Consider the following 22,602-nt stretch of genomic DNA (forward strand, 5'->3'; position numbering starts at 1 on the left):
TTTGTATTTACGGGCGTGTCTTGCCACCTTAAAGGAGACGGAGACAAATGACTTTTTTGGAAAAATTGCAAACTCAAATCCTTATCGCTGACGGGGCGATGGGTACGCTGCTTTACTCATATGGAAGTGACAGCTGTTTTGAAGAATTGAATCTGTCCCACCCAAGCCAAATCCAAACGATTCACAAAGCCTATATTGATGCAGGCGCTGATGTTATCCAGACGAATACGTATGCAGCTAATTATCTGAAGCTGCAGCGTTATGGCCTTGAAGATTCAGTGAAGGAAATCAACAGTGCCGCTGTCAGGAATGCCAAAAAAGCTGCGGAGGACGGCATCTATGTGCTCGGCACAATGGGCGGCAATCGGGGGGTGAAACCCCAGTCTATAGCAATCGAAGAGATCAAACGCAGTTTCCGGGAACAGCTTTATTGCCTTCTTCTTGAAGGTGTCGACGGTCTATTGCTAGAAACATTTTACGACCTCGAGGAATTAGAAACCGTCCTGGCTATTGCCAGAAAGGAAACAACACTGCCTATCATTGCGCAGGTGTCGCTTCAGGAAACCGGTATTCTTCAGGACCGGACGCCTGTTAACGAAGCGATGAAAAGGCTCGACGGGCTTGGTGCTGATGTGGTGGGACTTAACTGCCGCCTGGGACCGCACCATATGCTTGAAACGCTTGAACAAATTGAACTCCCTTCCGGCGCATACCTGTCTGCTTATCCGAATGCGAGCTTGCCGGCGTATACGGATGGAAAGTTTCACTATGAGGGTGATGCCGACTACTTCAGGAAGTCAGCAAGGCAGTTCCGAAAAGAAGGTGTCCGCCTGATCGGCGGCTGCTGCGGGACAACGCCTGAACATATCCGTGCTTTCGCTGCAGAATTGAAAGCTGCCGTTCCAATTACAGAAAAAACGGTCAGCGTGAAGACGGGTGCCCTTGTTATTGAACCGAGGCAAACTGTACGTGACTCTCCCCCGCTTCACGATATTGTAAAAGAACGTCCTTCAGTCATTGTCGAGCTCGACCCGCCACGAAAACTTGATACGACCAAGTTCTTTGAAGGCGCAAAAGCACTTAAAAAGGCCGGAATTGATGCAATCACCCTGGCAGACAATTCACTTGCCTCGGTAAGGATTTCGAATGAGTCACTTGGTTATTTGGTCAAACAGGAGCTGTCTATGAGGCCGCTCATCCATATTGCCTGCCGTGACCGTAATATTATTGGCTTGCAATCACACTTGATGGGGTTACACACGCTTGGGCTTCATGATGTCCTAGCGATTACCGGTGATCCGGCAAGGGTTGGCGACTTCCCTGGAGCTTCGTCTGTATATGATGTTTCATCCTTCGAGCTAATCCAGATGATCAAACAGCTGAATGAGGGACTATCGTATTCCGGAAAAGATCTTGGCCAAAAAACAGCCTTTAGCATCGGCGCGGCCTTCAACCCAAATGTCCGCTCGCTTGAAAAGGCAGTCAACCGCCTTGAAAAGAAAATTGAGCATGGAGCTGATTATTTCATTTCCCAGCCTGTCTTTTCCGAGGAAAAGCTCATCGAAATCCATGAGCATACGAAGCATCTGGAAAGTCCAATTTATATAGGTTTAATGCCGCTGTTGAGCAGCAAAAACACCGAATTCCTTCATAACGAAGTACCGGGAATTAAAATATCGCAAGAAATACGCGACAGGATGGCAGAACTTACTGATAACCCGGACCAGGCAGCCCAGGAAGGTTTGGCCATTACAAAATCATTAATAGATGCCGCACTCGAGCTTTTTAATGGAATCTATTTGATTACGCCTTTCCTTCGTTATGAACTGACTGCCGAACTTGCAAACTATGCCAACAAACGAGCGAATGAAAAGAGGGGAACCATCTATGCCAGCACACACATTCACTGAACAGCTTAAGAAAAGGATTTTAGTCATGGACGGAGCCATGGGAACAATGCTGCAGAGGGCCGATTTGACGGCTGCCGATTTTGGCGGAGAGGAACTCGAAGGCTGCAACGAAAACCTGAATTTGACTGCCCCTGCCGTTATTGCCAGCATCCACCGGGAATACCTTGAGGCAGGCTCCGATATCATCGAGACGAACAGCTTCGGCGGAACCCGGATCGTTCTTGATGAATACGGCCTCGGATTCAAGGCATACGAAATTAATAAAGCAGCTTCCAAAATTGCCCGCGCAGAGGCGGACGCTTTTTCAACACCAGAACGCCCCCGCTTTGTTGTTGGTTCAATGGGTCCGACGACGAAAACGCTAAGTGTCACAGGCGGGGTCAGCTTCGAGAGGCTTTCAGCAGACTATGAGGAACAGGCACTCGGCTTGATTGACGGCGGTGCCGACTTGCTTTTGCTTGAAACAAGCCAGGATTTGTTAAATGTAAAAGCCGGCTTTATCGGGATTCAGAATGCTTTTTCAAAAACAGGCAAGGTTCTGCCTCTAATGATTTCGGGCACAATTGAACCAATGGGCACAACTTTAGCCGGCCAATCAATCGAGGCATTTTATATTTCAGTCCAGCATATGAATCCTGTCGCTGTAGGGCTGAATTGTGCAACCGGTCCAGAATTCATGCAGGAGCACATCCGCTCGCTTTCAGGCCTCGCTTCGACAGCAATCAGCTGCTACCCGAATGCGGGACTTCCAGACGAGGACGGACATTATCATGAAACACCGGAAACACTGGCACGAAAGCTCGCCGATTTCGCCTCTAATGGCTGGCTAAATATTGCCGGTGGCTGCTGTGGCACGACACCTGACCATATACGCGCAATTTCTGAAGCACTTCAAGAAGTAAACCCTAGAGAACTTGCAGCACCTTCCTATCATATGGTTTCCGGCATCGAGCCACTTGTGTATGACGACCCGAGCATTCGCCCTATCATGGTTGGCGAGCGCACAAATGTCATTGGTTCCAGGAAATTCAGAAGGCTGATTACGGAAGGGAAAATTGAGGAGGCTGCGGAAATCGCCCGCGCCCAGGTTAAAAACGGCGCCCATGTCATCGATATTTGTCTTGCTGACCCTGACCGCGATGAAAAAGCAGATATGGAAACGTTCATTCCGGAAGTGGTCAAAAAGGTAAAGGTTCCGCTCGTCATCGATTCAACTGACCACGAAGTAATTGAGTCTTCCCTAAAATTTTCCCAGGGTAAAGCGATTATCAATTCCATAAATTTAGAAGATGGCGAGGAACGCTTTGAAACCATTGTTCCAATCATTAAACGCTACGGCGCTGCAGTTGTCGTCGGAACGATTGATGAAGAAGGCATGGGTGTATCGGCAGACCGCAAGCTTGAAATTGCCGAACGTTCTTACCACCTGCTTGTTGAAAAATACGGCCTAAGGCCAGAGGATCTCATTTTCGATCCGCTTACCTTCCCTGTCGGCACAGGCGACGAACAATATATCGGGTCAGCAAATGCTACCGTGGATGGCATCAGACTCATCAAGGAACGCTTCCCGCAAACGCAGACGATTCTCGGAGTCAGCAATGTTTCGTTCGGCCTGCCGCCTGTTGGACGCGAAATTCTTAATTCGGTATTTTTGTACCACTGTACACAGGCTGGACTCGATTATGCGATCGTCAACACTGAAAAGCTCGAACGGTTTGCTTCGATTTCCAAAGAAGAAGTCGCTCTTGCGGAAGACCTGTTGTTCCGGACAACCGATGAGACGCTTGCAACCTTCACTGAATTTTATCGCGGTAAAAAGAAGGAATCGAAACAGACTGTTCCCGACATGAGCCTCGAGGAACGGCTTGCCTATTATGTCGTCGAAGGGACAAAGGAAGGACTGCTTGAGGATCTCTCCTTGGCATTGGAGAAGTACCCTGCCCCGCTCGACATCATCAATGGGCCTTTGATGGAAGGAATGAAAGAAGTCGGCCGTCTGTTCAATGATAACCAGCTTATTGTCGCTGAGGTACTCCAAAGCGCTGAAGTCATGAAAGCGGCCGTTTCCTTCCTGGAGCCTCATATGGAAAAAGGCGATGTGTCTGCATCGAAAGGCAAAGTGCTTCTAGCAACAGTAAAAGGCGATGTTCATGATATCGGAAAAAATCTAGTCGACATCATTCTGAGCAACAATGGCTATGATGTTCACGACCTTGGAATCAAAGTTTCACCAACCGAGCTGATTCAAGCCGTCAGAAAAGAGCAGCCCGATTTTATCGGTCTCTCCGGCCTGCTTGTTAAATCGGCACAGCAAATGGTCTTGACAGCCCATGACTTAAAAGAAGCCGGCATCAATTTGCCAATTCTCGTCGGCGGTGCAGCTTTGTCCAGGAAGTTTACCGATACTAGGATATCCAGGGAATACGATGGCCTTGTTCTTTATGCAAAAGATGCTATGAACGGCCTTTCGCTCGCAAATCAGCTAAGCACCGAGGACGGGCGCCAAAAGCTCTGGACTGATCGCGAGGAAAAGCAGGTAGCTCTAAGTGCTCCGGCTCAGACGTTCGAACGCCCATCGGTGGGAGTCGCGGTTAAGACGAGGCCGGCGGTTTCTACGGATGTCCCTGTATTTGTTCCACAGGATACAAAGAGGCATGTTTTGAAATCCTATTCACTTTCCCATATTGACCCTTATATCAATATGCAGATGCTCCTCGGCCACCATCTCGGTGTAAAAGGGAAAATCGCCAAACTGCTGGCGGAAGGTAATGAAAAAGCTGTTAAGGTAAAAGAAGTTGTCGACGGACTGATCGCAGATGCCGGCGAACAAGGCTGGATTCAGCCCGCTGCTGTCTATCAGTTCTTTCCTGCCAATTCGGAGGGCGATAAGGTTCTTATTTACAATCCGGAAGCACCTGACCAGGTACTTGAAACCTTCGAATTCCCGCGCCAGGATTCCGAGCCTCATCTCTGCCTTGCGGATTACCTGAAGCCTGTGGATGGCGGGGTGAAAGATTATGTCTGCTTCTTTGCTGTCACAGCTGGGCGTGGTATACGTGAAAAAGCTGAAGAGTTCAAGCAGGCAGGCCGCTTCCTCGAAAGCCACGCTTTAGCATCTCTTGCTCTTGAAAGTGCAGAAGGCTTCGCGGAACTTATTCACCGGCAGATCCGTGACCGCTGGGGCTTCCCGGATCCCGCAAGCTTTACAATGCAAGATAGGTTCACAGCGCGCTACCAGGGCCAGCGCTACTCCTTCGGCTATCCTGCCTGTCCAGAGCTTGAGGATCAAGAAAAGCTGTTCAAGCTTATTAACCCAAATGAAATCGGCATTGAGTTGACAGAAGGCTTTATGATGAGCCCTGAAGCATCAGTAACAGCAATGGTCTTTGCCCATCCAGAAGCAAGATACTTTAATGTATTAAGATAGGAATTCGAAAAGGAGACAGCCAAGGGTGGCTGTCTCCTTTTCGTACTTAATGTGTTAGTTGCATTTCGGTTGTCTTTGTTTACTGAAATGTTATCAATCCGGTTTATTGGTGACATTTTGTATGTCTCCAGTGACCAAAACGTTACCAATACGGTCTATTGGTTACATTTTGTATGCGTTCAAAGTCCAAAACGTTACTTACTTTGCTAAACCTGCTTCTACTTCTTTAACCATTTCTGATACGGAGACAAGACCGCCACCTGCTAAATACCAGTAATCAGGGTCCAGGTAAACGACATTGCCTTCTTTTACTGCCTTTGTATCTTTTACAAGCGCGTTTTCAACAACTGATTCTGCAGAGGACTTTCCACCCTGAACTGCAGCTCCCCTATCTACAACAAACAAGTAGTCAGGATTTTTCTCAACCAGGTATTCAAATGAAATTGTTTGCCCATGAGTAGAAACTTCAAGGTTTTCGTCTACTGCCTTTACGCCGAGAACATCATGGATAAGTCCAAAACGTGAACCTGGCCCATATGCGCTGATGTTCCCTTCATTTGCCAGGATGATCAGCGAGTTTTTATCAAGGTTGCTCGTTTTTTCTTTAACCGAATTAACAGTTTCCTCTACCTTGGCAAGTTCCTTTTCCACTTCTTTCTCCTTGCCGAAAATCTCACCAAGTGTCTTTGTATTTTCTTCAAACGATTCCATATATCTAGTTGTATCAACACCCATGAAAATGGTTGGAGCAATTTCACTCAATTCTTCATAAGCATCCATTTGCCTTCCGGAAATGATGATCAACTCAGGTCCAATCTCATTAATCTTTTCAAAATCAGGTTCCTTGATTCCACCGGCATTTTGATACTTATCACTCTTATATTTTTCAAGATATCCTGGAAGCGTTTCTTGTGGAAGAGCCGCAACTTCTACTCCAAGCTTGTCAAGAGAATCAAGGATACCGTAATCAAAGACAACAACATTTTTAGGATTTTTGCTAACCTTTGTTTCACCAAGTTGATGCTTTACAGTAATTTCTTGCTTATCGGTGCTCTTTTCCGAACCGCTAGCAGTTTCGGTTGCTGAACCGCAAGCTGTAGCGATGATTGTAATTAGGGCTAGTAATAAAATTAGAGATAATTTCCTTTTCATAATTCCACCTCATAATTTAAGTTTTTTTGGTTTGTACTAACTATCTAGATGATAATGATTTTCATTATCGTTTGTCAACACATAAATAGTGAAAATAAAAATTTAATTTCAAATTAGGCAAAATTGTGTATAGATGGTCTTATTATATTTACCTTATTTTTTTGAAAAAAAGAAAACCACCTGGTATCGGTGATTTTCTAATGCAAGATAATTGAACAAATTCCCCATAATCACTATTCTGAAAATAGGCTTTTAAAATGATAGGAAGTGCATATGATGAATAAAAAAGAAGTTGAAAGCAAGATTATTGATTTGAAGGATGAATACCTGCAGCTTCAACACAACCTGGAAAAAATGGAGTTGGTAAACGGGAATCTTACTCCATTGGAAAAACGCCTGATCGAGATTGAAGCTGAACTCCAAGGCCTGAATCAACAGTTGCGGGTTTTGAAGGGTTAAAGTTTTTTGCCGCGAGGCACTTGTGCAGTCCCCGCGGCCCCTTTTTCAACTTAATCGGTCATAAATTTGTACCGCAAAATCGTGGCGAGCCCTGCTCCATGCTGGAATTCACCATCTACTACCAATTTCTTTACCTCTTCCATGGTCAATTCATGCAATTCTATTTGTTCGCTGTTTTCTAGCTGTTGCTCTGTTTTCGACAAGCCTGCGGCTGCAAACAGGAAAACTTCCTCCGCAGTCGATCCTGCCGACGGGTAAAAGCTTCCCAGTTCAAGCCAGTGCTCTGCCACGTATCCTGTTTCCTCTTCCAGTTCTTTCTCTGCCGTTAGAATAGGCTTGCTATGTACATCTTCAATCGTCCCAGCAGGAAGCTCCCACTGCCATTTCTTAATAGCATGCCGATACTGCCTCATACAAACAACCTTATGGTCCTTTGTAATTGGGAGGATACAAACTCCCTTTCCAAAGCCTAAATAGGAAAACGTCTTTTCAACACCATCAGGCAAAACCACACGGTCTACCGTGATTTTAAATCGGTCTATGTTTGTTTGAAGAGAGTGGGCAATTTTCCAAGTCATTATTCATCACCTCAAAAGCTTTATCTTTCGCCTTACATCTTAATTACAAGACACTTCCTCATTCTAACATAGCCGACATGGCTTAGACCTCTTAAACCAGTCTCTTCTTTAAAAAGTTACCCTCTGATAACAACTTCCCCCTGTTTATCAACGGTTATTACCTTATCCGCCATTCCGACAAACAAGCCATTCTCAACAACACCGGGAATCATGTTAATTTTAGCCTCAAGTTCCTTGGCGTTTTCGATAAATCCAAAATCACAATCAAAGATAAAATTACCGTTATCAGTTTTAAAAGGGGCACCGTCACTGGTACGGAGACGAGGCAGCCCGCCTAGTTCCATAAGATGCTTTTCAGTCAGCTCCATTCCAAATGGTACAGCTTCCACTGGCAGTTTAAAGGCACCCAGCCTGTTAACAAGCTTCGACGAGTCCGCTACAACAATGAAGGTCCTGGCGGCATACGCAATAATTTTTTCACGTAATAGCGCTCCGCCGCCACCTTTGATCAAATCCAGATTCTCATCGACTTCATCGGCACCATCAATGACAAGATCAAATTCTTCAATCTCCGTAAAATCAACGAGAGTGATGCCAGCCTCCCGTGCTAATTGTTCAGTCTGTATTGACGTAGGTACGGCTTTAATGGACAAGCCCTCATTAACAAGCTGGCCGAGTTTTTTTATGGTATAAAAGACAGTCGAGCCCGTTCCAAGCCCGACTATCATTTCATCCTTTACAAACTCTGCCGCTTTTTCTCCAACAATTTGCTTTTCATTCACCAAATCCACCACTCCAAACAACCAATATTATTTAGCTTTTTCAACAGCATGTCCGCCAAATTCATTCCGAAGGGCAGCTACCACTTTACCGTTAAACGTATCGGTTTCCAACGAACGGTAACGGGATAGGAGCGACATCGCGATCACTGGTGTTGCTGTTTTGAGATCCAGTGCCGTTTCCAGCGTCCATTTCGCTTCACCAGATGAATGCATAACACCTTTAATACCTTCAAGCTTCGGATCCTTTGAAAAAGCATGTTCAGTAAGCTCCATCAGCCAGGAGCGGATGACAGACCCATTGTTCCAGACCTTGGCCACTTTTTCATAATCAAAATCATATTCACTTTTTTCCAGAACCTCAAATCCTTCTCCAATCGCTGCCATCATACCGTATTCAATGCCGTTGTGAATCATTTTCAAAAAATGGCCGCTTCCAGCATTCCCGGCATAAAGATAGCCATCCTTCACGGCTGTATCCCGGAAAATCGGTTCCACTCGCTCCCACGCTTCGCTGTCGCCGCCTATCATATAGCAAGCCCCATTCCGCGCGCCACTCATTCCACCGGAAGTGCCCACATCTAAAAAAAAGAGACCCTTTTCCTTTAATTCACCATGTCGGCGAATTGATTCCTTATAATGAGAGTTTCCCGCATCAATGATAATATCCCCCTCTTGCAGCAAAGGCACAACCTCTCCTAAGACAGCATCAACAATGGTATGGGGAACCATGATCCAGACGATTCTCGGGGTATCCAGCACTTGGACCAAATCCTTAACTGAAGGTACAGCCCTTGCTCCACGTTTAGACAATTCCTCAGTTGCAGCCGGATTTACATCATACGCGGCCACCTCATACTGATGATCCAATAAATTTTGTCCAAGATTAAGCCCCATCTTCCCCAGCCCAATCAACCCGATTTGCATAAGTACTCACTCCTTGTCCCATATTTATACTATCCTCTTTTCCCATATCTACGATGTTTTCAACAGGAAGCTGTTAATTACCTGATTTATCCATAAAAGAAAAGCGCAAGCGCCTTGCTCAGCGCCGTACAAACTGGAGGGGCTTCGACTGAGATAAAGGAATCACGAAGAGCAAAAGCGATTCGATGATGACTTATCGTAGGGAGGAGTCCTGAAGTTTGCTAGGCGCTAGGTGCTGGAGCTAGACAGTTCACAAAGGAAAGATATAACTTCTGAAATAATGAAAAAGGCACCCTGTGTGGATACCCTTGAGTCGTTAATCACTATTTTACGATAAAGTTTGTGGTTGTTTTGTATTTTGGCCCGCCCTTTGGTGTCATCCAGACAGTCAGTGTATATTCGCCTTTTTCTAAGTTCATGTTATGGAGATTAATTTCGTAAGTCAATGTGCCGCCCGGTGTGAGTGTTTCTTTTCCCAATGCCTGTAAAAAAGATGCGACACTTGAAAACAGCAGCAGCTCCTTACCACTCTTGTCCTTTACCGAATAATCATATCTCTGCGAGCTCGTGAATTCGTAGTTAACTGCTTGCTCCGTCTGGTTTTTTACTTCATATTGAAAAGTTAGCGGGGCCTTTTCCGTAAGAGTTGCTTCTACTTCGTTTGCCACAATCGCTTTCCCTCCTCCTCCGTTTACAGTCTGTGCAGGCTGATCCTTTGGTGCAGAGTCGTTCGTGCCACAACCAGCAAGCAATATGCCCATCAGTATACTTAACATGAATTTCTTCATTCGTTCCACCTCTTGCTGCAGATTTCCATTCATCTTATTAGTCGTAAAAGATACTCTTTACGTTTCTGGAAGTTGGTGGGAGTATTAAAAGTTTATCGGCAGCTCACTTCCATCTCATGTTTCTTCCTCACAATAACTTGTTTTTCCTTTCCGTTCGATGGGGAAACATTTTTCGTGGCGGAGACCTCGGTCCTAACTATGACCCTGTTACAAAAACAGGAAGAGATAGTAGTTACCTTGCGCTTGCAACAATTCCTGGAGGAGGGTATGGATATAAAGCAGGAACTTCCATGGCTGCTCCTAAAGTTGCCTGCCTCGCTGGCGTCATCATTGCCCAGCACGGTAAGGACGCCCTTAAACCAGCACAGGTCAAAGCCATCATTCAGCAATCTGCTGAAGATGTCTTTAAACCAGGCTACGACGAAAACTCCGGCTTCGGCTTGATTAACGCAGTCAATGCTTTAAACCGATAATAGGAAGAGAAGCGAAGGCAAATCCCCTTCGCTTCTTTTTTATAAAAAAATTATAAGGTTGTTAGCTTGGAATAGTAAAACTTTGCGTCCTTCAAAGCATGGCTTAAATCCATTAATGCATCAAAGGCTAGAAACAATCCAATTACGCCTGTCATTACAACAACAATTAATGGACCTCCTACCTTAAGCCATTTCTTGTTTTTCCAGTAAAAATAAAACGAAAGTAGAACAACTAGCACAAAATAGGATGTCCAAATGACTAATTCTCCAAAAAACAATTCTCCATCATTTACAGCGTTCATGAACTTTTCTAATTCAACTTTATTATCATTACTTACTTTGTAAGACGTTCTTTCTCCTTTGTAGCCAACCTTCCAAAAAAAAGCATCCCCCTCTTTTTCAACCTTGTACTCATAACCCATGACTTTACCTTCATTTACTATGCCTGAAAAATCCCCTGACTCTTTTTCTTCTTGAGTGCACGCGGATAATAATAGCGAAAAAAATAGCACAATAAGTACAGGCTTTCTAATAAGAATCACTCCATTTTGTTTGTCCAACAAGCGCGACAGTCTTCATTCAAGTGGCATTGCTTTAATCCAATGTGGTGATTGTTCCAGCTCTCCGGCAATTCGGAATAGCAAATCCTCTCTTCCTCGCGAGGAGATAAACTGAACTCCGCATGGCAGCCTCTCTGCAGTCAGATGCATCGGTAAAGACATGGCAGGCTGTCCGGTCAAGTTGGCGAGCTGCGTAAAAGGGGTGCGTGCCAGGTTTTGTTCAGCCATTTGGTCAACGATTCCTGCCTTTTTCAACAAGCCGCCCAATCCTGTACGCCCCACGAGATTCATCGCCATTTTTTCAAAGGATCCTGGTGCGAGCTCACCGATTTTCGCAGGCGGGAATGCCGTTGTCGGTGTAATATAGAAATCATATGTATTATGGAATGCCTCCATTTGGTAGGCGGCTTTGTCCCATTCCCTTAGAGCTAAAACAAACTCTTCAGCGCTTGTTGCTTTTCCTAGAAGCCCTAAAACCCAGGTAGCCGGTTCTACATCATTGAAATTTGCCTTTCTGCCAAGCACCTCCTCTAAAGAACGAAGCGCTGCGGCAACTTCGCCAAAATACATAGTCATATAGCTGTTTGCCAAGCTTTTTCCATCAACAGGCGCGTCAGCTTCTTCTACCTTATGCCCCATTTCCTCAAGCAGCCGAACCGTTTTAAAGACTGCTTCCATACACTCCTGATCAACCTTTGTACCTAACGGCGATTGAGTTGAAAACGCAAATCGTATCCCTTTTTCCGCTTGTCTCGACGCCTGCTCCAAATAAGAACCCTTAAAAGGCGGTGCCATATATGCGGCGGTTTTGTCCTGAACCACAAGTGCATCAAGCATCACGGCACTGTCCCTTACAGACCGGCACAGGATATGATCGACCGATGCTCCCTGCCAGTTCCGCCCTGCCCCAGGCCCAACCGGAGTCCGTCCGCGAGTCGGCTTCAGTCCGAACAATCCACAGTAAGCTGCCGGTATCCTGATCGAACCGCCTCCATCATTAGCGCCTGCAATCGGCACCATCCCCGAAGCAACAGCCGCCGCCGAACCACCACTCGACCCGCCTGTTGTATGGTTATACTTCCAGGGATTTCGCGTGGGGCCATAGAATGCCGGTTCGGTAATACCCATCAAAGCAAATTCAGGAACATTGGTCTGCCCGAGAAAAATAGCGCCTGTTTTCCTGACCTGACGAACATAGTTCGAATCCTGCTTGGCCCGATAGCCTTGCATCGACTTGGAACCCCATGTAATCGGTTCGCCTTCGATTTCCTGAGTGATGTCCTTCAACAGCATCGGCACACCAGAAAAAGGACCTTCCGAGACGGTTTCCCTCACAGTTTGCCTTGCTTTTTCATACATTTTGTTGATGACCGCATTCAGCTTAGGATTCAATTTTTCCACCCTATCGATTGCTGCTTCAATCACTTCATCCGGCCGGACTTCTTTCTTTTTAATAAGCTCCGCCAGGCCTAAGCCATCAAATTCACTATATTCTTTAAAGGCCATCCCTACTCCCCCAGTCCGCATTCTCTCCTGTTATAATTCTCCAGTGGCTGCCACTATCCTTTAACGGTCTCTCATATTTAGGAAAATTCATCACTCCTGGTCTAAATTCTTTTTTCAATCAATATTGTATGAATGAATATATTCCACAGGAAAAGGTGAGGCAAAATGGTTGTCGTTCATTATTATGATAATAAAAACCGGATCCTGACCAGGTACCTCGATCATGCCCCTACCGAAGGATCAGATGTAAGGATTAAAGGCCGCTCCGGAAAAGTCACAAAAGTCCAGACGGAGGACAATCACATCTATAACGTGCAAGTCGAGCTGCAACCAGTCGCGAAAAACAAACAGGTGGGCCCCGCTCTGCCTCAGAGTAAGAAAAGAAGATAAAAATACAGTCCAATTCATATGCGAATTGGACTGTTTCATTAGGGGTTTAATGGATTAATCTTCTTTAAAGGTCGAACTATTAAACCATTGGAACTTTTTATAAGATTAAACTCCTTCAGGGCATGGACATTAATCTGTTTTTAAAAACATACGAAGACCAAACCTTTAGTAGTTTTCAAGCTCCTCCTTTAAATCTCCTAACAACCTGTCAATGTCCATCATGATAGAGTTTTTATTGTTCCAAAAAACGGATACCCTGAGGCCATCTCTTTTCATACCCGGGATCCATTTAGATATAAAATCTTCCAAATCGATTTTTTTAGGCTGATAATGACTCCACTCCTTAATACTGCTCAATTCAGCAAATTCTCTTTTAGGCCAGAAAGGAATTAATTTATTCCCGTTATCATCTTCACTTATGGCCCACCCGCCTTCGTATAGCCCCCATAATTGTTCATAGTCCGCAACCTTCTTAATAAAATACTCGTATCTTTTCTGTGCAGGAAGACTAAACACAGTTTCTATTTCTTTTTTATGCATGGCTCCACTCCTCACATCAAGGACTTCTAGTTACCTTTAGGATAAATATTGAACTCCATCTAGATTGTTCTTCAAAGAAGCCTTTAGTTTTGGTTGTAATTTTATAAATACTTATATTCTATTTTAGAGATTTTATTAATTTCTAACAGCGATATGACAGACGAATAGACAAATTTGGATAGACATTACCTATTTGCTAAAACTTTGATTATCAAAAAACGGCTTCCAATTGATAAACAATTGAAAGCCATTTTCTATTACATATTGAATATTTCGATGAAAACGGAGTCCGTTACCCAGTACGTGCCTTCTACCATTTGAAACACTATAATCCAACTTGTTTCTCTATCGCATCAAGCTTTTTGGATAATTCATCTGAGGTGGTTTTAATTTCATCCGACTTTCTCGTACTCAAGTCGCCCATATAGGTTTGGATTTTATCATTACGGTCATTCAATACCTGAGTGATAGCATTCTGCATCAAAGGATCAATCAGGCCTTCCTCCTCAAGCCGCTCCCTCGCTGTACGTATTCTTTCATCTTCGTTTTTGAAAAGGGTGAAGTATTTTGACTTCAAGTCACCTACTGCATTTTGATGGTCAAGTGTCGTCCAGACATTATCGGCGAAGCGGTGGATTGCCCACCATCTCCATGTATTGATGCTGACTGCTTCTTTCCATACATCCTTGATTTCAGCGAGTTGCTGCTTCGTCTTAACAGATGAATATTCCCCGCCGCCAGCTTCGGCAACCTGCTTCAGCTGTTTGTCTGCCTCGGAATCAACGTCGAAGCCAATTATATTGATTTTCACATTCGTATTGTCTTCGACCGCTTTCTTCGCTACTGCTACTGGATCCCCGTCACACGTCTCAATCCCATCACTCACAACATAGATGAAATTCTCAGTGTTTTCGTCCTTTTCCTTGGATAACTGTTCATTTGCGAGGGCAATGCTTGAGGCTAACGGGGTCCAGCCCATCGCATTGAATTTTTTCAAGGAATTCGCGAATTCTGCCCCTTCATATGCTTTTAATGGATACATCGTTTCCACGGCTGAACAGGACTTTTGCTTATCCGCATCGCTTCCTGTACCCTTATGTCCAAAGGCAATCAAGGATACGTTTACGTTTTCCGGAAGCTCCTTTGCCAAGTCTTCAATGCTTTTTTTGGCTAGTGCCATTTTGGCCTCGCCGCCGACTTTCGCCTTCATGCTGCCACTGGAGTCAATGACCAGAACAACATTCACCTTCTTATTCGATTCCTGGGTGACTTCATCCATGCTGATGTCCTGAAGCAGGCGGCCATCTGGTAGACGAAGTTCTTCATAAACAACCTCATAGTTTTCAATTTCCTTTGCTACATCCTTGTAGCTGGTCCGAAGTGCTGTGGTAATCGATTCAGCCCACTTGTTTTCATCCCACTTTTTTGTTTTCTTTTCGCTAATTTCTTCAATATAAGCATCAATCGCATCTTTAGTTGCTTGCTCATACGCAGTCTTATCCTCGGAAAATTCCTTGCCCTCTATGTATTTCTGATATAAAATGCCCTTGTCTTGCTGTATGTATTCCTCGGGACTTGTTGCTGGCAGCTTGGCTTCACCGATTGCCGATGCCGGTTTTTCTATCACAATATCTTCGCCTTTTGTTGCTTGTTTCTGTGTGTCGGCAATGCTTTTATCACTATCTTGGCACCCGCTCAATAACACAATTGAGAAAAATAATCCTATTACCCCTTTGTTCAGTTTCATAATAATTCCTTTCCCCTTTGAAATTTTGTGAAGGCATCCTTCCTGGGTTGATTTATTAGAAGGATTTTCCAGCACAGACTTTGCTTTACCCTATTTTAACTTAAATAAACTTGTTAAGGTTGTAAAATCCCCTATTTTCTTTATGTGAAAGGGAAAGGATTAGCCAGATACCAATTCGAACTTAATTATGTAGTGGATTTCTCTTTTCTAGACGAATCTAATTGCTCCAACCTCAGTTTTGTCTAGTAAACCCCTTTTTCTAGACGAATCTCACTGCTACAACCCTAGTTCCGTCTAGTAACCTCTTTTGCGAATCTCGCTGCTCTAACCCCAGTTTCGTCTAGTAAATCATTTTTCTACGCTTCTCCAACCATATAGAAAGGCAACCAAAAGAACGAGGCTGTTCTGGACGGCCTCGTTCACTTTCATTTTACCGATATTAAGTTACCTTCTTCTATTTATAGATAATATCCTCACGAAGGGATTCTACCCGGGTTAGTGCCTCATCAATATCCGCTTCTTTGACACCAAAATGCCGCAGTGCCTGATGAAGATGTTTCGTTATCGTATCAAAATGGACTGGCTGAAGGTGCATGCCTTCGTGGGCCTTTTCCATCGCCAGGCCGGAATAGTTATTTGGTCCTCCCACCGCGAAACTAATGAACTTCGTCTGGTGCCTTCGCTGCTTTTCCATATCCGTGTTCTCAAAATACTGGTTCACCGTTTCATCCTTCAATACCAACTCATTATAAAAATAATCGACAACCTTCCCAATACCTTCCTCACCGCCAAGCCGCTCATACAAACTCTTCTCCATCAAACCACCCCTTTCAAAGAATACCCCTTCTATTTTCCCTAACCTCTTCCAAATAATCCCCAAGATTTAAAACCAACTACTGCTGTCCATCCCAAATGGACAAAGCGGCAAGAATGAGGGTAAATGTCTTTTTTAGGGGTCTGACCCCTACTTGTGACGCTCGTCACAACTATTTTGTAAGGGGTTTGGTATGGTATGGATGTGAGGTTTTGATAATTGTTCTCAATCAAAGTGTTTACTTATTTTGTAGTGAAGGGGAATTGCTATGAGTGAGCTTATTAATAATCGTGAAATGAATATAGAGGATAAGAATGTGAGCGAGGGCCGTTTGGCTATATTGGAAGGGATTTTCTTGGGGTTATATAAAGGACGGAACAAAGCAGACGTTCAGGACGAATTTGACAAGAAAATCGGAAAGGTCACGGTTGAGGAAGTAACACATCTCTCCCATTTTCAGCGGCAACTCGTGGAATCGGAAGGCCTTACAAAAATTGAAGTTCAAAAATTGTCCGATGACCATATGGATATTCTGAAAGGAAAGATTCTCGACAAGCAGCGTCCGGAAGATGAGCCGGGTCATCCGATTCATACGTTTAAGCTTGAAAACCGGGAATTGGAAAAATTGATTAAAACGAGGGTCGCTCCCCATACCGAGCAGTTTGCATGTGAGGAAAGCAGTGAGGCAATCACCATGCTGCTTGAGGACTGCAATTTACTGTACGAAGTCGACAAGCACTACGTTAGAAAGGAACATCTCATCTTCCCGTATCTCGAGAAATACGGAATATACGGACCTTCCACAAATATGTGGCGTATCAACGATTTCATTCGGGAAGGCATCAAGGAACTAAGACAAAAGCTGGCCACCTACAACGGTGACAAAGCTTCTGTTCTGGAGTCCGCGCAATTTGTCATCGAACAGGTTCTGCACATGGTTTACCGGGAAGAAAACATCCTTTTCCCAATGTGCCTCGACAAACTGACTGAAGATGAATGGATGAAAATTGCTCTTGAAAGTGATGAAATCGGCTACTGCCTCATTAGCGCCCCGGCAAAGTGGAAGCCTGAGCGGAACGAACTTCCTACGGATGCAATGTCTGAAGGGTTCATCAAGCTAGAAACCGGAATTCTCTCGCTGAAGCAGCTTGAACTCATGCTGAACCACCTGCCGATTGACATTACGTTCATTGATGAGAATGATGTTGTCCGTTATTTCTCATTTGGAAAAGAAAGAATCTTTCCTAGAACTAAAGCTATCATTGGACGGACCGTGCAAAATTGCCATCCTCCAAAGAGCGTTCATGTTGTCGAAGAAATTCTTCACGATTTCAAATCGGGAAAAAAAGACAGTGAGGACTTCTGGATTAAGGCACGCGGCAAATACGTGTATATCCGATATTTCGCTGTTCGGGACGGAGACGGGAACTACGCTGGCACACTTGAGTTTACCCAGAATATTGAGCCAATCCAGGCCATCCAGGATGAGAAGCGGATTCTCGCGGTGGATTGAGCCAGGTAATATATATCAACTTCGACCAGGCCCCTTTCCTACGGGCCTGGTTTTTTATTGTCTTAACATGAATTCTATTAAAGGAGTTTCAAGTTCTGTACCGAATTCATTTCTAATAGTCTTTTATCCCAATAGTTGGATTCCTCTTTTTTAATTCGTCGAGGAACTGCTGTTCTTCCAGGGGAGAAATCGTAACAGTCCCATATTTTCTATACTGAATTTCAATTCGTCTAATTGATAGCGCTGGTGCAGTAAATAGATGCGTTGTATGTCGAATCCAGTTAATTTCCTGTATTCTAATTGTTTTTTTAAAAGGACCATAGTATATCTTAAGAGTTTCATCTCCAAGTTTGTACCGAGTATGGAACCAAATACTTAGCAACAAAGAAATCATACATAATGAGATAATTAATCCCAAACTATCAAATTCGCTAAAGATCGATTGATAAAAAAGCATAGTGATACCGGCAATAACTATCCAAACCAACGTACCCATCCACACATCTCTCTTTGAAGAAAAAATCATGATAGCCACCTCCAATGAGTTATACGTGTCTTGCTCCTACTTTGGTTCATAAATATATTTTTAAATTTTACAGGGGGAATGTCAGTGAAAAAATTAAAAATCGCCTTTCTAATTTTAGCAAGTTTTCTCATAGTTTTTCTAATTGTAACCGGTATACGGGCTATGATAGTTGAAACAAAACAGCCCAAACCAGTCCCAACCACTGAGGCATTTGATGAAGAAACCGCAGTAAGGCATATGTCCGAGGCTATTACCTACGAGACAATCTCCTATCAAGATCGCACCAAGTTCAATTTAAACGAGTTTGACAGATTCATTGAATTTTTACAAAAAAGCTATCCCTTAGTTCACGAGCAGCTAGAACTTGAAAAGGTCAATGAGTATGCACTCGTATATAAATGGAAGGGTTCTGACCCCTCTAAAAAACCGATCGGCCTAACAAGCCATTATGATGTCGTTCCTGTGCTAAGTGGTACGGAAGGCAATTGGGTACAAGATCCGTTTAGCGGGGCTGTCACTGATGAGAAGATTTGGGGAAGAGGAACACTCGATGATAAAATCGGTGTCATCGGCATCCTTGAAGCAGCCGAGCAGTTATTGAAGCAGAACTTCAAGCCGGAACGCGACATGTATTTCATGTTTGGCCATGATGAGGAAATTGGCGGAGATGAAGGCGCCAGCGCAATCGCAAATTTAATGAAGGAACGTGGAATTACGTTTGAATTCGTTCTTGATGAAGGCGGAGCGATTGTTGAGAATATGGTTCCAGGCGTTAATAAGCCTGTCGGGGTTGTTGGAATTTCTGAAAAGGGTTCGGCGACCGCTGAACTTACGATAGAAGGAAGCGGTGGTCACTCCTCACAACCGAAGAATCGAACCAATATCGGGCGTATTGCCAGTGCGATTGCCAAGCTTGAAGAAACCCAGTTCAAGGGTGATCTAAGAGGTCCTGGTGAAGATTTATTCGAATTCGTTGCGCCGGAAATGAGCTTCGGCATGAAATATGTATTTGCCAACAAATTTATTTTCGAGCCAATCATTGAAAAAATCCTCCTCGGTCAGCCTGCCACTGCAGCCTTGATCAGAACAACGATTGCTCCAACCATTTTCCAGGCAGGTGAACAATACAACGCATTACCTGAAGAAGCAAAGGCCATCATCAACCACCGGCTTATGCCTGGCGACTCATTGGAGGATGTTAAGGAGTTTATCGAGGAAACAATTGATGATCCGGATATAAAAGTGACCGTATCTGGAAACGAAGCAAGTTCTGTTTCATCCATTGATAGCTGGCAGTTCAAAACTATCCAGCAGGCGGCGCGGAATGTTTACACCGACGCTGTCATAGCACCGTATCTGATGTTTGCAGGCTCCGATGCCCGTCACTATGACTCAGTATCAAAAGACACCTACCGCTTCCTGCCCGTGCAAATCACAGGCCAAGACCTTAACAGGATGCATGGAACAAACGAACACGTCTCAGTCGAAAACTACCTGAATGCAATAAAGTTTTACATTGAAGTCATGAAAGAGGGAAACAAATAAAAATGGTGGACGGCTATTTGCTTCAATGAAGAAGCAGAAGTCCGTCCCCTTCCTATTTCACTATTTTGAATGTCTCGTCTTCCTTATCAACAGGAAGATCAGTCACAATCATTTCTTTCACAGAAGCTCTTTTCAAGGACTGCATACATTTAATCAGAAAATCAATTTTAGCTTCCTCCCCTTGAAGTTCGGCTTCCACACTTCCATCTTCCCTATTTCGTACCCACCCTGCTAAACCCAGTCTTTCCGCAAGACAAACTAGTTCAAGCCGGAATCCAACATTCTGTACTCTTCCGGAAAACACTACTTTTCTCCTAACCTTATTACTTGAATCGAAAAACGGTAACCTCGTCCGATTTGCATGATTAATTACGTAACTGTCCCGCAGCTTTTTTAGTACCTTCATAGTTACTTACCCCTTTTATCGTAAAATGATAAAAAACTGACATTGAAGAATATCCATACGAACTTGTTCAATTAAATTGTACTGGTTCTTATCCGTTTTCACCATTTTTATTAGGCTTAGTATTCATCGTTATTTCCTTGGAAATTGGCGAAACAGTAACAAGTTCAAGGAATAGCTAGATTTAACAGGAATCACCGTAACCTATTACGGTGATTTTGTTTCTCCATATCCGTCTAAGAGAAAAATAAACCAGTGAAGTATTTTTGAATGAGTAAAGAGAATCCCCAGCCGATCACGCCTAGTCCAATAGCTACTGGCAGCTGAATTGAAAGCTTAAATGCAAGATAAATAATCAACAACATAACTATTGTCGATGGCAGGCCCACGAGTACTCCAAATGTAAATTGTAAAACGCTTTGCGCTGATTCCCCTTGGACACTTAACCAAATAATGCTAAGCAAGCTTATCAATGGCAAGGCCGCTATTATTCCTCCATAAACCGGAAACCTTCTCGCAAGTTCAGTTACTATACCAATAATTGCAGCGGAACTGATAATTTTAATAAGCAAATACATTTATCTTGATACCTCACTTAGTAAACGAAAGGCTTCAACTATCTGTTTTCTTTCATCCTCCGCCAACTTTTCAAGTGCTGCCTTTAATTTGAGTTCATCTAATTCTGAGTTCTTTTTTAGAACATGCAGGCCCTTTTCCGTTAAACGCAGATACACAATACGCTGATCTAATTCGTTTCTGGCTTTACTTAACCACCCATTGCGAACTAATTTTTTCACATGTTCGGAAGCTGTGTTATTGGATATTGATAAATGTTCTGCTATATCGCGAATAGCTACTATCTGCTTTTTCTGAACGATTTGTAAAATACGAACACTTTGATGCGAAATGGCATCTTCATGTGTTGGATGGAGATTAAAATAAATGTCAGTAAAATATGTATTAATTTTTTCAATCATGGAAGCACCCCCTATTATTCGTTAAAATAGATTATATCGCATATAACGATATAATTTCAAACACACAAAAATAGACAGGAAAAAGACGCAATACCCTTTGCCTCTTTCCTGCCTATTAAAATACTGTAAACACTTTTGCCAGAATGAAAGCAGCCAAGTTACCGCTGATTCGCTACCCAAACCCTCTAAACACCTGTTTAAGACAGTGGGAATACATTAGTAAAAACTGATCAAATCAGGACTACAACAAGAGGGGTACACATGAATACAAAAGATATCGGTGTTTTGTTTGCTCTTGCCGCTCTATTTGGCTCATCCTTCCTATTTGTACGCATAGCTTCCCCGGTGATTGGCCCCTATCTTACATCACAGGGGCGAGTTTCATTCGGAGCGATGGCTTTATTGATTTTAGTTTTTATCATTGGAAAACCGACACATTTTAAACAGCGCTGGAAGCAATACCTAATAATCGGCGCATTAAATTCCGCAATTCCGTTCACACTCGTTTCATTGGCATCGCTTCACTTGAACGCGTCCTTGTTGGCTATCATTAATTCAATGACCCCTTTTTTTACAGCGCTTGTCGCCTGGGCCTGGATGAAAGAACAGTTGACCCCAAAGAAACTGATTGGGATTTTCCTTGGAATCATCGGCGTTACGATCACCGTAGGCTGGAGCCCGGTCCAACTGACATTCGATGTAATCATTGCAAGCCTTTGCTCGCTCTTTTCAACTGTTGCCTACGGCTTTGGTGGTGTATATGCAAAAAAGACCTTCAGGAACAGTACTCCATTGCCGATTGCCTTCGGTCAGCTGGTGGGCGCCACCTTGCTTCTTTTTCCATTAACAGCAGCAACCCTTCCAGATACTTTTCCGGCGATAAGTCCTGTTGTGGCATCTTCACTCATCGGCCTAGGTGTTTTTTCAACGGCGTTGGGCTATCTTCTTTATTATTATTTGATTGCCAGTGTCGGACCAACCAAAACCGTGACGGTAACTTTTCTGATACCTTTATTCGGAATGGTGTGGGGAGTTATTTTTTTAAAAGAACAAATCACTTCCGGAATGATTGTCGGTCTGTTTATCATCCTGAGCAGTTTGTTCCTGATTTCCGATATAGAGGCTTTTCGTAAAAAAACCTAAAGAAGCAGAGGAACGTTTTCCCTTGCTTCTTTTTCCATTCATTAAAGTAAATTCATCTGCCAGGAAACACCGAAGCGGTCATTCACCCAGCCAAATTTCTTGCTGAATCCATAATCAGCCAATGGCATAAGTGCTTCTCCGCCTTCTAGCAGCTTTTCATAAAGGCTGTCAAGCTCCTCTTCCGTTTCGCAAATAAGATAGATTGAAAACGAAGGTGTAAATGAAAATTTATGTTTAACATTACTGTCTATACACATAAATTCCTGGCCCTTTAAAGAAAAAGTTGCCTGAAAAACAGTTCCCTCATCCCCGGGTTCACCAGGTCCGTAACGTGCAATACTCGTGATAGAGGAATCTTCAATAATAGAAGTATAGAAATTCATTGCTTCTTCTGCCTTGCCATCCTGGAACATCAAAAACGGTAGTACTTTTTCCATATGTAGCC

23 protein-coding genes and 1 pseudogene are annotated in these 22,602 nt (G+C 43.7%); 9 read left to right on the forward strand and 15 right to left on the reverse strand.

The features are described from left to right. Positions 1-47 precede the first annotated feature (47 nt). Both TY16_RS09845 and metH read left to right on the forward strand, forming a co-directional pair. Positions 48-1,910: a bifunctional homocysteine S-methyltransferase/methylenetetrahydrofolate reductase gene (locus TY16_RS09845; RefSeq protein ID WP_043931717.1), complete on the forward strand. Its 1,863-nt coding sequence runs from the start codon at positions 48-50 to the stop codon at positions 1,908-1,910. Then, positions 1,888-5,337 carry a methionine synthase gene (gene metH, locus TY16_RS09850; RefSeq protein WP_043931719.1) on the forward strand — a complete coding sequence of 1,150 codons (3,450 nt, stop codon included), beginning with the start codon at positions 1,888-1,890 and terminating at the stop codon, positions 5,335-5,337. The genes TY16_RS09845 and metH overlap by 23 nt, the downstream gene beginning before the upstream one ends. A 198-nt stretch (positions 5,338-5,535) precedes the next feature. Here metH and TY16_RS09855 read toward each other — a convergent pair whose 3' ends face one another. Next, positions 5,536-6,489 carry a siderophore ABC transporter substrate-binding protein gene (locus TY16_RS09855; RefSeq protein ID WP_043931721.1) on the reverse strand — a complete coding sequence of 318 codons (954 nt, stop codon included), beginning with the start codon at positions 6,487-6,489 and terminating at the stop codon, positions 5,536-5,538. A 276-nt stretch (positions 6,490-6,765) separates the two neighbouring features. Between TY16_RS09855 and TY16_RS09860 the strand changes: the two genes are divergently transcribed. After that, positions 6,766-6,948, forward strand: a complete 183-nt coding sequence (locus TY16_RS09860) for an SE1832 family protein (protein ID WP_043931722.1) — start codon at positions 6,766-6,768, stop codon at positions 6,946-6,948. Between the two features lie 50 nt (positions 6,949-6,998). On the opposite strand, the gene TY16_RS09865 is transcribed toward TY16_RS09860, so the two are convergent. The 4 genes from TY16_RS09865 to TY16_RS09880 form a co-directional block, all read right to left on the reverse strand. After that, positions 6,999-7,526, reverse strand: a complete 528-nt coding sequence (locus TY16_RS09865) for an NUDIX hydrolase (RefSeq protein ID WP_052342670.1) — start codon at positions 7,524-7,526, stop codon at positions 6,999-7,001. A gap of 116 nt (positions 7,527-7,642) precedes the next feature. Further along, positions 7,643-8,308, reverse strand: coding sequence for a ribose-5-phosphate isomerase RpiA (gene rpiA / locus TY16_RS09870; RefSeq protein WP_043934635.1), 666 nt, complete (start codon positions 8,306-8,308; stop codon positions 7,643-7,645). Between the two features lie 27 nt (positions 8,309-8,335). After that, complete coding sequence (gene gnd / locus TY16_RS09875; RefSeq protein ID WP_043931723.1) at positions 8,336-9,232, reverse strand: phosphogluconate dehydrogenase (NAD(+)-dependent, decarboxylating); 897 nt, start codon at positions 9,230-9,232, stop codon at positions 8,336-8,338. Between the two features lie 323 nt (positions 9,233-9,555). Continuing rightward, positions 9,556-10,020 carry a BsuPI-related putative proteinase inhibitor gene (locus tag TY16_RS09880; RefSeq protein WP_043931724.1) on the reverse strand — a complete coding sequence of 155 codons (465 nt, stop codon included), beginning with the start codon at positions 10,018-10,020 and terminating at the stop codon, positions 9,556-9,558. A 116-nt stretch (positions 10,021-10,136) separates the two neighbouring features. Here TY16_RS09880 and TY16_RS27090 point away from each other — a divergent pair, with 116 nt between their 5' ends. Then, a complete protein-coding gene (locus tag TY16_RS27090) occupies positions 10,137-10,493 on the forward strand; it encodes a S8 family serine peptidase (RefSeq protein WP_043931725.1) in 357 nt (118 codons plus the stop codon). 50 nt (positions 10,494-10,543) lie between these two features. On the opposite strand, the gene TY16_RS09890 is transcribed toward TY16_RS27090, so the two are convergent. Both TY16_RS09890 and TY16_RS09895 read right to left on the reverse strand, forming a co-directional pair. After that, on the reverse strand, positions 10,544-10,915 hold the full coding sequence (locus TY16_RS09890; protein WP_155922201.1) for a hypothetical protein: 372 nt from the start codon (positions 10,913-10,915) through the stop codon (positions 10,544-10,546). 153 nt (positions 10,916-11,068) lie between these two features. Then, positions 11,069-12,559 carry an amidase gene (locus TY16_RS09895; RefSeq protein ID WP_043931729.1) on the reverse strand — a complete coding sequence of 497 codons (1,491 nt, stop codon included), beginning with the start codon at positions 12,557-12,559 and terminating at the stop codon, positions 11,069-11,071. A 165-nt stretch (positions 12,560-12,724) separates the two neighbouring features. Here TY16_RS09895 and TY16_RS09900 point away from each other — a divergent pair, with 165 nt between their 5' ends. After that, the gene (locus TY16_RS09900; protein WP_043931730.1) at positions 12,725-12,949 is read left to right on the forward strand and encodes a hypothetical protein; all 225 of its coding nucleotides are present in this window, start codon (positions 12,725-12,727) and stop codon (positions 12,947-12,949) included. A gap of 165 nt (positions 12,950-13,114) precedes the next feature. Here TY16_RS09900 and TY16_RS09905 read toward each other — a convergent pair whose 3' ends face one another. The 3 genes from TY16_RS09905 to TY16_RS09915 all read right to left on the reverse strand — a co-directional run bounded on the left by TY16_RS09905 (position 13,115) and on the right by TY16_RS09915 (position 16,053). After that, positions 13,115-13,489, reverse strand: a complete 375-nt coding sequence (locus TY16_RS09905) for a DUF2750 domain-containing protein (protein WP_043931732.1) — start codon at positions 13,487-13,489, stop codon at positions 13,115-13,117. A gap of 325 nt (positions 13,490-13,814) precedes the next feature. Further along, positions 13,815-15,236, reverse strand: a complete 1,422-nt coding sequence (locus tag TY16_RS09910; RefSeq protein WP_155922202.1) for a vWA domain-containing protein — start codon at positions 15,234-15,236, stop codon at positions 13,815-13,817. A 454-nt stretch (positions 15,237-15,690) separates the two neighbouring features. Continuing rightward, the gene (locus TY16_RS09915) at positions 15,691-16,053 is read right to left on the reverse strand and encodes a group I truncated hemoglobin (RefSeq protein WP_043931735.1); all 363 of its coding nucleotides are present in this window, start codon (positions 16,051-16,053) and stop codon (positions 15,691-15,693) included. A 292-nt stretch (positions 16,054-16,345) separates the two neighbouring features. On the opposite strand from TY16_RS09915, the pseudogene TY16_RS27280 reads away from it, so the two are divergent. Both TY16_RS27280 and TY16_RS09920 read left to right on the forward strand, forming a co-directional pair. Further along, a pseudogene (locus TY16_RS27280) lies at positions 16,346-16,585 on the forward strand (DUF438 domain-containing protein); the annotation flags it as partial. A 90-nt stretch (positions 16,586-16,675) separates the two neighbouring features. After that, positions 16,676-17,563, forward strand: coding sequence for a DUF438 domain-containing protein (locus TY16_RS09920; protein WP_442853251.1), 888 nt, complete (start codon positions 16,676-16,678; stop codon positions 17,561-17,563). Between the two features lie 112 nt (positions 17,564-17,675). Here the strand turns inward: TY16_RS09920 and TY16_RS09925 are convergent, their stop codons facing one another. Beyond that, positions 17,676-18,089, reverse strand: coding sequence for a PH domain-containing protein (locus TY16_RS09925; RefSeq protein ID WP_043931738.1), 414 nt, complete (start codon positions 18,087-18,089; stop codon positions 17,676-17,678). Positions 18,090-18,173: 84 nt separating this feature from the next. Between TY16_RS09925 and TY16_RS09930 the strand changes: the two genes are divergently transcribed. After that, complete coding sequence (locus TY16_RS09930; RefSeq protein ID WP_052342671.1) at positions 18,174-19,634, forward strand: M20 family peptidase; 1,461 nt, start codon at positions 18,174-18,176, stop codon at positions 19,632-19,634. Between the two features lie 52 nt (positions 19,635-19,686). Here TY16_RS09930 and TY16_RS09935 read toward each other — a convergent pair whose 3' ends face one another. The 3 genes from TY16_RS09935 to TY16_RS09945 form a co-directional block, all read right to left on the reverse strand. Further along, positions 19,687-20,040, reverse strand: coding sequence for an acylphosphatase (locus tag TY16_RS09935; protein ID WP_052342672.1), 354 nt, complete (start codon positions 20,038-20,040; stop codon positions 19,687-19,689). 233 nt (positions 20,041-20,273) lie between these two features. Further along, entirely contained in the window at positions 20,274-20,615 is a 342-nt protein-coding gene (locus TY16_RS09940) for a DUF3147 family protein (RefSeq protein WP_043931740.1), read from the reverse strand. Next, complete coding sequence (locus tag TY16_RS09945; RefSeq protein ID WP_043931742.1) at positions 20,616-21,014, reverse strand: MarR family winged helix-turn-helix transcriptional regulator; 399 nt, start codon at positions 21,012-21,014, stop codon at positions 20,616-20,618. Between the two features lie 261 nt (positions 21,015-21,275). On the opposite strand from TY16_RS09945, the gene TY16_RS09950 reads away from it, so the two are divergent. Then, positions 21,276-22,157, forward strand: coding sequence for a DMT family transporter (locus TY16_RS09950; RefSeq protein WP_043931743.1), 882 nt, complete (start codon positions 21,276-21,278; stop codon positions 22,155-22,157). Positions 22,158-22,198: 41 nt separating this feature from the next. Here the strand turns inward: TY16_RS09950 and TY16_RS09955 are convergent, their stop codons facing one another. Continuing rightward, on the reverse strand, positions 22,199-22,594 hold the full coding sequence (locus TY16_RS09955; RefSeq protein WP_043931744.1) for a VOC family protein: 396 nt from the start codon (positions 22,592-22,594) through the stop codon (positions 22,199-22,201). Positions 22,595-22,602 lie beyond the last annotated feature (8 nt).

The organism is Bacillus sp. EB01 (assembly GCF_000613125.1).
Classification (GTDB): domain Bacteria; phylum Bacillota; class Bacilli; order Bacillales; family Cytobacillaceae; genus Bacillus_D.

What these genes read in the sequence shown, in the direction of transcription:
- TY16_RS27090 (WP_043931725.1), top strand. Translation starts at nt 10,137, where the DNA reads ATGTTTCTTCCTCACAATAACTTGTTTTTCCTTTCCGTTCGATGGGGA.
- TY16_RS09895 (WP_043931729.1), bottom strand. Translation starts at nt 12,559, where the DNA reads ATGGCCTTTAAAGAATATAGTGAATTTGATGGCTTAGGCCTGGCGGAG.
- TY16_RS09935 (WP_052342672.1), bottom strand. Translation starts at nt 20,040, where the DNA reads ATGAAGGTACTAAAAAAGCTGCGGGACAGTTACGTAATTAATCATGCA.
- TY16_RS09880 (WP_043931724.1), bottom strand. Translation starts at nt 10,020, where the DNA reads ATGAAGAAATTCATGTTAAGTATACTGATGGGCATATTGCTTGCTGGT.
- TY16_RS09915 (WP_043931735.1), bottom strand. Translation starts at nt 16,053, where the DNA reads ATGGAGAAGAGTTTGTATGAGCGGCTTGGCGGTGAGGAAGGTATTGGG.
- TY16_RS09845 (WP_043931717.1), top strand. Translation starts at nt 48, where the DNA reads ATGACTTTTTTGGAAAAATTGCAAACTCAAATCCTTATCGCTGACGGG.
- TY16_RS09910 (WP_155922202.1), bottom strand. Translation starts at nt 15,236, where the DNA reads ATGAAACTGAACAAAGGGGTAATAGGATTATTTTTCTCAATTGTGTTA.
- TY16_RS09940 (WP_043931740.1), bottom strand. Translation starts at nt 20,615, where the DNA reads ATGTATTTGCTTATTAAAATTATCAGTTCCGCTGCAATTATTGGTATA.
- TY16_RS09900 (WP_043931730.1), top strand. Translation starts at nt 12,725, where the DNA reads ATGGTTGTCGTTCATTATTATGATAATAAAAACCGGATCCTGACCAGG.
- gnd (WP_043931723.1), bottom strand. Translation starts at nt 9,232, where the DNA reads ATGCAAATCGGGTTGATTGGGCTGGGGAAGATGGGGCTTAATCTTGGA.
- TY16_RS09860 (WP_043931722.1), top strand. Translation starts at nt 6,766, where the DNA reads ATGAATAAAAAAGAAGTTGAAAGCAAGATTATTGATTTGAAGGATGAA.
- TY16_RS09955 (WP_043931744.1), bottom strand. Translation starts at nt 22,594, where the DNA reads ATGGAAAAAGTACTACCGTTTTTGATGTTCCAGGATGGCAAGGCAGAA.
- TY16_RS09855 (WP_043931721.1), bottom strand. Translation starts at nt 6,489, where the DNA reads ATGAAAAGGAAATTATCTCTAATTTTATTACTAGCCCTAATTACAATC.
- TY16_RS09890 (WP_155922201.1), bottom strand. Translation starts at nt 10,915, where the DNA reads ATGGGTTATGAGTACAAGGTTGAAAAAGAGGGGGATGCTTTTTTTTGG.
- metH (WP_043931719.1), top strand. Translation starts at nt 1,888, where the DNA reads ATGCCAGCACACACATTCACTGAACAGCTTAAGAAAAGGATTTTAGTC.
- TY16_RS09950 (WP_043931743.1), top strand. Translation starts at nt 21,276, where the DNA reads ATGAATACAAAAGATATCGGTGTTTTGTTTGCTCTTGCCGCTCTATTT.
- TY16_RS09945 (WP_043931742.1), bottom strand. Translation starts at nt 21,014, where the DNA reads ATGATTGAAAAAATTAATACATATTTTACTGACATTTATTTTAATCTC.
- TY16_RS09925 (WP_043931738.1), bottom strand. Translation starts at nt 18,089, where the DNA reads ATGATTTTTTCTTCAAAGAGAGATGTGTGGATGGGTACGTTGGTTTGG.
- TY16_RS09905 (WP_043931732.1), bottom strand. Translation starts at nt 13,489, where the DNA reads ATGCATAAAAAAGAAATAGAAACTGTGTTTAGTCTTCCTGCACAGAAA.
- TY16_RS09865 (WP_052342670.1), bottom strand. Translation starts at nt 7,526, where the DNA reads ATGACTTGGAAAATTGCCCACTCTCTTCAAACAAACATAGACCGATTT.